Here is an 11,473-nt window from a genome sequence, read left to right on the forward strand (position 1 = left end):
GGCCCGCCGCGAAGGGACCGGCACGGGGGAGCCCGTTCCCGCGGCCGACGCCGTGGGCTTCACCGTGGCCCTGGCGTTTCCGGACCGCATTGCCCGCCGGGTGCCCGGACAGGGGGCAGAGCGGTACCTGCTGGCGTCGGGGACCCGGGCCGGACTGCCGGCCGGCAGCGCCCTGACCGGGCAGGAGTGGATTGCGGTGGCCGACGTTGCCCGTGCCGAGGGCCGTGACGCTGCCGGGACCGGCGCCGTCATCCGGTCGGCTGCGCCGCTCAGCCGGGATAGCGCCGAAGCGGCGGCCGGCGCCCTGCTGGCCGAAACGCTGACGGCGGACCTGCATAATGGACGCGTTGCTGCCCGGCGTGAGCGCCGGCTGGGGGCCATTGTGCTGTCCACGACTCCGGTACGTCCGGGCGCGGAGGACGGCCGCCGGGCTGTGGCCGCTGCCCTCGCCCGGGAAGGTCTGGAGGCTATCGGGTTTTCCGATGCCGCAACCGCGCTGCGCCGGCGGCTGGCCCTGCTGCATCGCGAGCTGGGCGATCCCTGGCCGGACATGTCCGAGCCGGCCCTGCTGGCCCGGCTCCAGGACTGGCTGGGCCCCGAACTTGAAGCGCTGGCCCGCGGTGCCTCCACGTCCGGGATCAATCTGACCGAACCGCTGCGCCGGCTGCTGCCGTGGCCGGAGGCTGCCCGGCTGGATGAGCTGGTTCCGGAGCGGCTGGCAGTGCCCAGCGGCTCGCGGGTGCGCATCGATTACGCCGACGACGGCGACGCCCGCCCGGTGGTGGCGGTGAAACTGCAGGAATGCTTCGGCTGGGCGGAGACTCCGCGCCTGGTCCAAGGCCGGGTGCCGGTGCTGTTCCACCTGCTCTCGCCGGCCGGCCGGCCCCTGGCCGTCACCGATGACCTGGCTTCCTTCTGGTCCGGACCGTATGCCCAGGTGCGTGCCGAGATGCGCGGCAGGTATCCCAAGCACCCGTGGCCGGAGGATCCCCGGACCGCCAAGGCCACGGCCCGCACCAAGGCCCGGATGTAGGCAGTGCGAGCAGCCTCACACCGGTCGCTGCCCGGCTGCCGGAGCCGCGGCTCATAGGCTGGAGGGGCGGCGATGTTTCCTTACGCCGCACCGAAAGGCTGTCTGGCACCTGTGAAGCACCTCGTCCGTGAATTCCTGAGCATCCCCTCCGGCCGCGGACACCGCTTTCCCGCCGTCCGCGTTGCCGCCGGGCTGCTCCTGCCGCTGCTGGTCCTGGTCCTGCTGGGGCGTACCGACCTGACCATGTGTGCGATCTTCGGCTCGCTGACCGGCGTCTTCGGGCGCAGCGAGCCGCATTGGCGCCGCCTGCACCACCAGTCCGCGTCGGGTGCCCTGATGGTCCTGACCGTCCTGGCCGGCGTCGCCCTGTCCCAGGCGGAGCGCGGGCCGTGGGCCGTGGTGGTCATCGGTACGGTGATAGCCGGCGGCATTTCCGTGGCCGCAGACTACCTGCGGGTGCGGCCCGCGGGCCCGTTCACCTATATATTCGCTTTCACCGCGACGTCGGCGGCCCCCTTCGCGGGATCCCTCACGGAAGCTTTCGCGGCCGCCGCCTCGGGTGCGCTGCTTGCCGTGCTCCTGGGCGTGGCCGGCCGCTTGCACGCCCGCAGGCACACCCCGGCGTGGCGGCCGGCCCGGGTACCGCCGGACTGGCCGCGGATCCTGGTGCATTCGGGCAGATACGCCGTGGCAGTAGCCGCCGCCGGGTCAGTCTCCGCAGCGCTCGGACTCGGACACGGATACTGGGCCATGCTCGCCGCATGCGCCCCGCTGGCCGCCGCAAACACCGCCTCCGGACCCCGGCGGGCAGCGCATTTCATCCTGGGCACCTATGCCGGCGTACTGCTGTCCTTCCTGCTGCTGCAGGTGCCGTGGACGCCCGTGCAGCTGGCAGTCCTGCTGGCGGTGCTGCAGTTAAGCGGCGAAATCTACGTGATCCGGCATTACGCCGCGGCCATGGTCTTCCTGACCCCGGTGGCGCTGCTGATGACCGGCTTCACGCACCGCTCCGATGCCTGGGCACTGACCATGGACCGCGCCGTGGAAACCACCATCGGTGCGCTGGTGGCCCTGGCGGTGATCGCCGCGACCACGCAGCGCCATAGAGTGCAGGGAGCGCGGGAGCGCTAGGTCCGCGACGCGATGAAGAGCTGCGCCGGTCCGCGGACCACGGCAGACGTCGGGTCCCCCAGATAGAGGACGCGGGAGCCTTGGGCAATTGGTGTGGTGGCGTCGCCTACGGTAATTTCTGCGTCTCCCAGTGCTGCCAGGACAACGGAGAAACGTCCCAGCTCGATGCTCCTCGGGGTGTTCCCCAGTACGGCATGCCCCAGTTGCAGATCCTCGCTCCACAGCGGAATCCGTTTCTGGAAATCGTCCACCGCCACCACGGGAAGGGGCGCAGGTGCAGGTTGCACCTCGCTCAGCAGCTGCTGGAGTTCTCCGACGTCCACATAGTCCTTGGTCAGCCCCACCTTGAGCGAATTCTCCGAGATGCTCATCAGCACCAGGGCCTGACCCGAGAGGTAGGTGTGCAGGCATCCGGCGGGAGTCACCATGGCCTGGCCCGGCTCCAGCTCGATCAGCTCCATGCACACGGCCAACAGGATTCCCCGGTCCCCGGGGAACAGCTCACGGAGGCGCCGGACCACGGCCACGGTATCGGCCACCGGGCCGGTGGGATCGACGGCACGGTCCACGGCTTCATTGGTTTCCCGCAACGCACGCACCGTCTCATCCGGAGTCATCCGCAGCACGGCGTGGCCGGGGCACTCATGTCGGAAGGAAACAAAGGACCGCAGCCAGGGCAGATCCAGTCCCTCGGCCACTGCCTTCAGAGTTGCGGGGCTGCGCTCCCCGGCCAGGACGCGGAGGTGGGTAATGGCAACAGCTACTTCCAGCTTGGCGTAGCAGTCCTTGTAGTTCCGGTTTCCCGCCCCCACCGGCACACCACGTGCCTGTTCGCGGATGAAACCGGCCTGGGCCTGCTGCAGGGACGGGTGGAAAAGGATTGGCGGCGGAACATCGGCACTTCGGACGCTCATTCGGAAGGGGACCGGACGTTGCGGGAGGGCATCCGGTCCGGTGAAGCTCTCCGGGTGGGCCGAGATCAACCGGTCCAGGGCTTCGGGGATGTCGGCAGGATCCCACTCAATCAGGATCCCGGGTGCAGCGGCCTGCCGGCCGTCCCGGGCAGGCGGGGGCCGTCCCTCCGTCCCATCGGGGAGGGGCTCCGACTGACACGTACTGCTGGGCTGCCCCAGCGGGCGAAAGAGCGCTGTCATGGGTTCAATCGCTCCGTTCCGTTGAACGGGCAGGCCGGAGCGCTTCCCGACACGAAAGCGCGGGAGATCGGTTTCAACTCACATCACCATTGATTGTGCTGTAGGGGAAATTCTTTCCTGTTGACCGGGGCGGTGCCGCCGGCCGCGCAGCCTCCGGATCCCCGTGCCGTTACCCTCCGTCGGGGGTACCCGTGCCGCTCTCCGTCTGATCCTGAGCCCCTGTAAGTCAACCATTTAATGGTAGTCCCGGGGCCTGCGGGGCGCCACTCGAGAGCTGCGCCGGGATGCCGCCCGAAAGGGCCGGCCCCCTCCGGAGCACGATTCCCAACGCCGGTGCACTCAATGCAATAATTGCCTTGAACACTTGCGGGCAACGTCATGGGGAAGAGGCACAGGCATATATGGGACTAACGCATACTGGAGACCCGGCGGCCCGATTCGAAGCGCTAAGGGACGGCTAAGACCATGGAATTCCTGATGCTGCTGGTCTGCCTGCTGTTCGGCACCGTCCTCGCGGCGGGCGTCGGTGAGCGCATCCGGTTGCCATACCCCGTACTGATGCTGATCTTTTCGGCGCTGATCGCCTTCCTGCCGATCATCCCCGAAGTGCATATCAATCCGGAGCTGATCCTGCCCCTCTTCCTTCCGCCGCTGCTTTATGCGGCGGCCCAGCGGAGCTCCTGGTCGGTCTTCCGGCTGCGCTGGCGCTCCCTGGTGCTCCTGGCAGTTGCCCTGGTGGCCGTGACCGTGGCGGTGGTAGCCGGCGTCTCCTGGGCCATGATCCCTGCCCTGGGCCTGCCGGCGGCCATCGCCCTGGGCGCCATTGTTGCCCCGCCGGATCCCGTGGCCGTGGAAGCGGTGGCCGGCAAGGTGAAGATGCCCCGGCGGCTGATCACGGTGCTGCAGACCGAAGGCCTCTTTAATGACGCCATCGCCATTGTGATCTTCCAGGCGGCGGTGGCCGCCAGCACCTCCGGCGGCGAAGTCGGCTGGGACGTGGTGCCCCGATTCCTGTTCGGTGCTGCCGGTGCGGTGGCACTTGGCCTAGCCATGGCCTGGGTGGTGGGCAGCCTCAACCGGTTTGTGCCCAACATGGTGGCCCGGTCCGCAGCGACGCTGGTGGCGCCCTACGCGGTGTACCTGCTGGCCGAAGAAGCCCACTTCTCCGGCGTCGTGGCCGTGGTGGTCACCGCCCTGGAACTGGGCCGGCGCGCCCGTCCGCAGGACTCCGAGGAGCGCCTGACCCGCACCGCCTTCTGGGACGTAGTGGAGCTGTTGACCACGGGTGCCGCGTTTGGCCTGGTCGGGATCGAAATGCGGTACATCATCGAGGATGAGGGCTCGGAGCTCTTGGGTTTTGTGCCCGGCATCATCGCGGTCTGTGCGGCCGTGCTGGTGGTCCGCTTCCTGTGGATGATGGGGATCTACCGGATCGGCGGCACGGAGAAGAACCACGTCCCCGGTTCGCTCAAGGAAGTGCTGGTCCTCACCTGGTGCGGCATGCGCGGTCTCGCTACGTTGGCGTTGGCGCTTGCCCTGCCCGGCACCACCATGGCGGGGGAGCCGCTGCCGGGGCGCAATTTCGTGGTGGTCAGTGCCTGCGCCGTCCTCTTGGTGACCTTGGTTATTCCCGGCCTGACACTCCCATGGCTGATGCGGGTCCTGAAGCTGCCCAACGACCACAAGGACGCCGACCGCAAGGAACACGAACTGGCCCTGCGCGCGGAGCGGGTGGCGATCGAAACCATGAAGCGTTCCCCGTCCATCGCCCAGCTGCCGCCGGAGCGGCGGGCCATCCTGGCCAAGCGGATGTCGACCCTGCACGCCATGCTGCAGGGGGATGATGACCACGACCCGCAGAAGATGCTGGACCGTAAGGCAACCCTGGAGGTCATGGACGAGGTCCAGCGCGAGGCGCTGGACGCCGCCCGGCGCGAGGTGCTTCAGGCACGCCGCCAGCCCGGCATGGATCCCGAAGCGGTGGACCGGGTACTGCGCCGGCTGGACCTGCGCACCGTCACCCTAGACCACCGGGACCAACACTAGGGCTTTCGTCCCGGAGGTGCCCCGGTGCAGGACTAGACTGCGGGACCATGGGTACCTCTGAAGAAGCCTGGCCGCATGTCGGCGTTGCGTGGCTGGTCCAGGCCGCGGCAGCGCTGGCACTGGCAGTTGCCGTTGTTGTCCTGCGGCTGTGGTTCCTGCCGGAGCCGGTCCTGGTCACGCTCCTGCTGGCATTGATCCTGGCTGCCCTGCTGATGCTGTTCCTGGCCGTTCCGCTGATTTTCGGCTGGATCCGCGCCCGGGTTGAGCGCACCTGGGCAGTGGTCCTGCTGATGGCCGCCGCCGCCCTGGTCTGCGGCTGGCTGGTGGTCATCACGTTTGTGCTGGGTTTCGGACTGCTGGTGGTCGGCTTTGGCTGACCGATTCCTCCGGGCAGGGTATGCACGGATAGGATGGCAGGCCGGGTCCGCGACTGCGGCACCCGTACTGAACCCTAGGAATCCTCCCTCTTGAGTCTTGACCCCCGCACTGACGTTTCCCCTGACCTCCCCTCGGCCAAGCCCGCCCGCACCCCGGTGCCCGGTGCCATGGATACCCGCACCAAAACCGCCATCGGGCTGCTGCTCGTCTCCTCCTTTGTGGTCATCCTGAACGAAACCATCATGAGCGTGGCGCTGCCGCGGCTGATGGCGGACCTTCAGATCACCGCGGGCACCGCCCAGTGGCTGACCACCGGTTTTATGCTGACCATGGCCGTGGTGATCCCGGCAACCGGCTTCCTGCTGCAGCGCTTCTCCATGCGCGCCCTGTTCCTCACCGCCATGACACTGTTCAGCGCCGGCACGCTGCTGGCCGCAGTGGCGCCGGGCTTCGGCGCACTGCTCGGCGGCCGGATCATCCAGGCGGGCGGCACGGCAATCATGCTGCCCCTGCTGATGACCACTGTCCTCAACGCCGTGCCGGCCCACCGGCGCGGGCGCATGATGGGAACCATTTCCATCGTGATCGCGGTGGCACCGGCCATCGGGCCCACCGTCTCCGGCATCATCCTGAACGCACTGGACTGGCGCTGGATGTTCTGGCTGGTCCTGCCCATTGCCCTGGTGGCCCTGGGGCTGGGCGCCGCGTTCGTCCGCAACCTCACCGAAACCACCCGGGTGCCGTTCGACGTCCTCTCCATTGTGCTGTCCACCTTCGCGTTCGGCGGCTTGATCTTCGGCCTGAGCAGCATCGGGGAAGCGGCACAGGGCAAGGCGCTGATGCCGCTGTGGATTCCGCTTGCCGTGGGTGCGGCCGCCATGGCCGGATTCATCGTGCGGCAGCTGGTGCTCCAGCGTACCGACCGGGCCCTGATGGACCTGCGCACTTTCACCAGCAAGCCCTTCGTGGTGGCTGTTGTCCTGGTGCTGGTGGCCATGATGGCGCTCTTCGGCTGCCTGATCGTGCTGCCGCTGTACCTGCAGAACGTGCTGGGCCTGACCACGCTTGAAACCGGACTGCTCCTGCTGCCCGGCGGCGTGGTGATGGCCATCCTTTCGCCCATTGTGGGCGGGCTCTTTGACCGGTTCGGCCCGCGGCCGCTGGTGATCCCCGGCGCCGTGGTGCTCAGCGGCGCCCTGTGGGGGATGACCCTGCTGGGTGCCGACTCGCCCGTGCCCCTGGTGATTGTGCTGCACTGCCTGCTCAATGCCGGGCTGGGCTTCATTTTCACCCCGCTGTTCACCTCGGCCCTGGGCTCGCTGGACAAGTCGCTGTACTCCCACGGCAGTGCCATCATCAATACCCTGCAGCAGCTGGCCGGAGCGGCGGGCACGGCGGTGTTCATCACCCTGATGACCACCGGAACGACGGCGGCGCTCACCGACGGCGCCGCGGCGGAAACGGCCGCCGCGGCCGGCGTCCATACGGCGTTCTTCTGGGGTGCGGTGATTTCGCTGGCAGCCGTTGCCGCGTCCTTCCTGGTCCGCCGTCCCACCAACGAGCTGCCCGAGGGCGTGGTTGTGCACTGAAACCCGTGCACTGAAAACGGTTGACCGTTCCGGGTGACGCAGGTCATACTCTCCACTAAGTAAACGATCATTTAGTGAAGTGGAGACCCCATGACTGTCACCCGGACCGACCGTGCCCCCTTCGACCCAACCGCCGTGGGCGATGTGGACTCCGACCTGTACCTGCTCGACGAGCAGCTGGACGAGCAGACCCGCGACGTGCGGGACCGGGTCCGGGCCTTTGTCGACAATGACCTGCTGCCGGTGATCAACGACTACTGGGAGCGGGCCGAGGTTCCGTACGAGCTGGTGCCCAAGCTGGCGGCGCTGAACATCGCCGGCGGCACCATCAGCGGATACGGCTGTCCCGGGCTGAGCCGGATGGCCGCCTCCACCGCGGCGGCCGAACTCGCCCGGGGCGACGGGTCCATCAACACGTTCTTCGGGGTGCACTCCGGACTGGCCATGGGCAGCATCGATATGCTGGGCAGCGAGGAGCAGAAACAGCGCTGGTTGCCGGCCATGGCGAGGTTCGAGAAAATCGGTGCGTTTGCCCTCACCGAGCCCGCTCACGGTTCGGACTCGGTGTCCCTGGAAACCAGCGCACGGCGCGAGGGCGGTACGTATGTCCTTAATGGCAGCAAGCGCTGGATCGGCAACGCCAGCTTCGCCGACATCGTGATCATCTACGCCCGCGACGAGGCCGACGGCGCGGTCAAGGCGTTCGTGATGGAAAAGGACGCCGACGGTAACCATCCGGACGGGTACCACGCCGAGGTCATCACCGGGAAGATGGGCAAGCGCGCTGTGCTGCAGCCGAACATCACCATAGAGGAGCTTCACATTCCGGCGGAGAACCGGCTGGAAAACTGCAACTCCTTCAAGGACGTGAACAAGGTACTGGCCGCCACCCGCGGCGGGGTGGCCTGGGAAGCGCTCGGACACGCGGTGGCGGCGTACGAGATTGCCGTGGCCTATGCCAAGGACCGGGTGCAGTTCGGCCGGCCCATTGCCGGATTCCAGCTGGTCCAGAACAAGCTGGCAAACATGCTTGCGCAGCTGACCGCGATCAAGATGACCTGCTTCCGGCTCAACGAGCTGGGCGACGCCGGGCAGATGACCAGCCCCATGGCGTCCATGGCCAAGATGTTCGCCGCCCGGCAGGCCCGCTGGATCTGCCAGGAGGCCCGGGACATCATGGGTGGCAACGGGCTGTTGCTGGAAAACCACGTGGCCCGGCACCTCACGGATATGGAAGTGGTCTTCACCTATGAGGGCACGGACACCATGCAGTCACTGATCCTGGGCCGGCACATCACCGGCATCTCCGCGTTCGCCTAGCCGGGTCCACCTAGCCGGGCAGCACCGTCCGGGCCAGGAACGGATTGGCGAACTTGCCCTCCGGGTCGAGCCTGCCCGCGAGCTCCCGGAACCGCCCGAGCTGCGGGTACAGCTCCCGCAGCCGCTGTGGGTCCGCGGTGAAGAGCTTGCCCCAGTGCGGCCGAGCCTGCAGCGGAGCCAGGGCGGACTCCAGGAGCGGCAGGAGGCGTTCCAGCTCCGCCTGGCGTGGCTGCCACGTAAAGTGGAAGGCGGCGGAGTCCCGTCCGGCGGCGGTACTCAGCCATTGTTCATCGGCTGTAACCGTCCGGATCTCGCAGACCTGCAGCAGGGGAGCGATGCGGGCTGACAACTCCCGCAGGGCCTGCAGTGCTGCGGGCGCGTCCGCCTTGGCCACGAGGTACTCGCTTTGCAGCTCGTCCCCGTTGCTGGGGGTGAACCCGAGCCGGAAATGCGGGAGCCGCTCCGACCAGGGGCCCGGGACGCCCAGCTGTTCCGAACAGTTGACCGGGTCCATTCCCGGTACGGGATGCCGGGGCCCGTCAGCGGCACGTGCACCGAAAAACTCCGCGGCACCGCCGGTGCGAGGCCCGTCGTCAGTCCGACCCTTGAGCCATACCTGGGCCGCTTCCGGTCCCGCAAGACTGCCGAAGATGCTCACGCTGTACGCCGCGGAAGTGATCTCCTCGAAGTGTTCCTCCACTGCGGCCCACGGTAGGGCGGTGTAGACCTGCTGCCGCACTTCGTAGGCCGGCTCCACCGTGAGCGTGAGCCGGGTAAACACGCCCAGTGCGCCCAGGGACACCACCATTCCGTTGAAGTCCGGACTGGTCCGGTCCGCCCGGAGCAGGCCTCCGTCCGCAGTCACCATTTCCACGGCAACCACCGCCGCGGCGAGGTTGCCGGTGCCCGAGCCGTGCGTGGCGGTGGCAACGGCGCCGCCCACGGATATATGCGGCAGGGACGCCAGATTGTGCAGGGCGAAACCGTGGCCGGCCAGGAAACCGGCCAGCTCGCCGTAGCGGGTCCCGGCTGTAACGGTCACCGTGCGGGCCGCCGGATCCAGTTCGGGGTTCCCCGCAAGCTTCGCCAGGTTCACCAGGACGCCGGAGGAATCCGCCACCGTGTTGAACGAATGCCGGGTGCCCAGGGCCTTCACTTTCCACGCACCGGCAACGGTTTCCTGCAGTTCCTCCACCGAGCCGGGGCAGGCCAGTTCCGCCGCGGAGTAGCGCAGGTTGCCCGCCCAGTTGCGCCCGGCTGCCAGCCCCGGATCCAGTGAAAACGCCATTCCGCAGCCCGTCAGAATCCCTGCGCCAGCCGGTGATAGGCCTGGTTCAGCTTGAGCTCGTTGACGAAGGACCGGGTGGTGGTGTCCTCGTCGATCAGGGCCAGTTCCACGTCTGCGATCTGGGCGAAGTCTTCCCAGACCTCACGGTCCAGCGCCGTGGACATCACGGTGTGGTGGGCGCCGCCGGCGGAGAGCCAGCATTCCGCCGAGGTTTCCAGGTCCGGGGCCGGCTGCCACACGGCGCGGGCCACCGGCAGGCGGGGCAGGTCCTGTTCGGGGACCACGTTGCGGACCACATTGGCCGTCAGGCGGAAGCGTTCACGCATGTCGGACAGGGCAACCACGACGGCGGGGCCGGGGTCGGCGGTGAAGACCAGGCGCACCGGGTCCTCCCGGCCGCCGATGCCCAGCGGATGGATTTCCAGTGACGGCCTGGACGTGGTCAGGGAAGGACAGATCTCGAGCATGTGCGCGCCCAGGATGACCTCGCTGCCTGGAACCAGGTTGTAGGTGTAGTCCTCCATCAGCGACGCTCCGCCCGGAAGCCCTTCGCCCATGACCTTGGCAGCCCGGACCAGGACGGCCGTTTTCCAGTCGCCCTCGGCACCGAAGCCGTAGCCGTCGGCCATCAGCCGCTGTACGGCGAGGCCCGGAAGCTGGCGCAGGTTGCCCAGGTCTTCGAAGTTGGTGGTGAAGGCGCCGAAGTTCCCCGGTTCCAGGAAGGACCGCAGGCCCAGTTCCTGCCGGGCGCCGTAGCGCAGGGACTTGTGCCGTCCGCCGTCGCGCCGCAGCTCGGGCGCTACGTTGTACAGCTCTTCGTACTCGGCCACGAGGGTGTCCACGGCATCCTCGCTGACGGCATCCACGGCGTCGGACAGTTCGTTGACGGACCAGGTGTTCACGGAGACGCCGAACTTCACCTCCGCCTCGGTCTTGTCGCCTTCGGTGACGGCCACATTGCGCATGTTGTCACCGAAGCGGGCCAGGCGCAGGTTCTGGACCTCGTCCCAGCCCGCGGCGGCACGCGCCCAGGACCCGATCTTCGCCCGGACGCGCGGGCTCGACACATGTCCCACAACGGTCTTCCGGGAGATGCCCAGGCGGGAGGCCATGTAGGCAAACTCGCGGTCGCCGTGGGCTGCCTGGTTGAGGTTCATGAAATCCATGTCGATGTCCGCCCACGGCAGCTCCACGTTGTGCTGCGTGTGCAGGTGCAGCAACGGGCGCTGGAGCCGGGTGAGGCCGCGGATCCACATCTTGGCGGGGGAGAAGGTGTGCATCCAGGTGATCACGCCGATGCAGGTCTGCGACGCATTGGCGGCCAGGACTGTGGCCTGGATGGCATCGGAGTCCGTGAGGACCGGCTTGAAGACGATGCGGAAGGGAATTTCGTCGGCGCCGTCGAGCTGCCGGGCGATGTCGGAGGCCTGCTCCCGGACCTGGGCCAGGGTGTCTTCCCCGTAGAGGCCCTGGCTGCCGGTGAGGAACCAGATTTCGCGGACGGTGGTTGTGCTGGAGTACATGGAAAGGTCCT

At 67.9% G+C, this 11,473-nt stretch carries 9 protein-coding genes; 6 read left to right on the plus strand and 3 right to left on the minus strand.

The window, feature by feature from the left end:
- Nucleotides 1–1,033: ATP-dependent helicase C-terminal domain-containing protein (locus tag AC5RUF_RS07480; protein WP_494130157.1), on the plus strand; the 1,033-nt coding region annotated here is incomplete at its 5' end.
- A gap of 111 nt (nucleotides 1,034–1,144) precedes the next feature.
- The gene (locus tag AC5RUF_RS07485; RefSeq protein WP_494130158.1) at nucleotides 1,145–2,164 is read left to right on the plus strand and encodes an FUSC family protein; all 1,020 of its coding nucleotides are present in this window, start codon (nucleotides 1,145–1,147) and stop codon (nucleotides 2,162–2,164) included.
- Here the strand turns inward: AC5RUF_RS07485 and AC5RUF_RS07490 are convergent.
- A complete protein-coding gene (locus tag AC5RUF_RS07490) occupies nucleotides 2,161–3,078 on the minus strand; it encodes a cupin domain-containing protein (protein WP_494130159.1) in 918 nt (305 codons plus the stop codon). The genes AC5RUF_RS07485 and AC5RUF_RS07490 overlap by 4 nt on opposite strands.
- Nucleotides 3,079–3,783: 705 nt before the next feature.
- On the opposite strand from AC5RUF_RS07490, the gene AC5RUF_RS07495 reads away from it, so the two are divergent.
- From AC5RUF_RS07495 to AC5RUF_RS07510, 4 genes are all read left to right on the plus strand, one after another.
- The gene (locus tag AC5RUF_RS07495) at nucleotides 3,784–5,364 is read left to right on the plus strand and encodes a Na+/H+ antiporter (RefSeq protein ID WP_493996392.1); all 1,581 of its coding nucleotides are present in this window, start codon (nucleotides 3,784–3,786) and stop codon (nucleotides 5,362–5,364) included.
- Nucleotides 5,365–5,411: 47 nt separating this feature from the next.
- Entirely contained in the window at nucleotides 5,412–5,741 is a 330-nt protein-coding gene (locus AC5RUF_RS07500) for a hypothetical protein (RefSeq protein ID WP_493996391.1), read from the plus strand.
- Nucleotides 5,742–5,909: 168 nt separating this feature from the next.
- Complete coding sequence (locus AC5RUF_RS07505; RefSeq protein ID WP_494130225.1) at nucleotides 5,910–7,331, plus strand: DHA2 family efflux MFS transporter permease subunit; 1,422 nt, start codon at nucleotides 5,910–5,912, stop codon at nucleotides 7,329–7,331.
- A 90-nt stretch (nucleotides 7,332–7,421) separates the two neighbouring features.
- Nucleotides 7,422–8,651 (plus strand): acyl-CoA dehydrogenase family protein, encoded by a 1,230-nt coding sequence (locus AC5RUF_RS07510; RefSeq protein ID WP_494130160.1) that lies wholly within the window; start codon nucleotides 7,422–7,424, stop codon nucleotides 8,649–8,651.
- A 10-nt stretch (nucleotides 8,652–8,661) separates the two neighbouring features.
- On the opposite strand, the gene AC5RUF_RS07515 is transcribed toward AC5RUF_RS07510, so the two are convergent.
- Together AC5RUF_RS07515 and araA are read right to left on the minus strand one after the other, a co-directional pair.
- Nucleotides 8,662–9,939 (minus strand): D-arabinono-1,4-lactone oxidase, encoded by a 1,278-nt coding sequence (locus AC5RUF_RS07515; RefSeq protein ID WP_494130161.1) that lies wholly within the window; start codon nucleotides 9,937–9,939, stop codon nucleotides 8,662–8,664.
- A gap of 11 nt (nucleotides 9,940–9,950) precedes the next feature.
- Nucleotides 9,951–11,462 (minus strand): L-arabinose isomerase, encoded by a 1,512-nt coding sequence (gene araA / locus AC5RUF_RS07520; RefSeq protein ID WP_494130162.1) that lies wholly within the window; start codon nucleotides 11,460–11,462, stop codon nucleotides 9,951–9,953.
- Nucleotides 11,463–11,473: the final 11 nt, after the last annotated feature.

This window comes from Arthrobacter sp. Y3224198 (genome assembly GCF_059090025.1).

Bases quoted from the DNA above. Each gene is read 5' to 3' on its own strand.
- AC5RUF_RS07490 (WP_494130159.1), bottom strand. From the start codon at position 3,078: ATGAGCGTCCGAAGTGCCGATGTTCCGCCGCCAATCCTTTTCCACCCG.
- AC5RUF_RS07515 (WP_494130161.1), bottom strand. From the start codon at position 9,939: ATGGCGTTTTCACTGGATCCGGGGCTGGCAGCCGGGCGCAACTGGGCG.
- AC5RUF_RS07505 (WP_494130225.1), top strand. From the start codon at position 5,910: ATGGATACCCGCACCAAAACCGCCATCGGGCTGCTGCTCGTCTCCTCC.
- AC5RUF_RS07500 (WP_493996391.1), top strand. From the start codon at position 5,412: ATGGGTACCTCTGAAGAAGCCTGGCCGCATGTCGGCGTTGCGTGGCTG.
- AC5RUF_RS07510 (WP_494130160.1), top strand. From the start codon at position 7,422: ATGACTGTCACCCGGACCGACCGTGCCCCCTTCGACCCAACCGCCGTG.
- araA (WP_494130162.1), bottom strand. From the start codon at position 11,462: ATGTACTCCAGCACAACCACCGTCCGCGAAATCTGGTTCCTCACCGGC.
- AC5RUF_RS07495 (WP_493996392.1), top strand. From the start codon at position 3,784: ATGGAATTCCTGATGCTGCTGGTCTGCCTGCTGTTCGGCACCGTCCTC.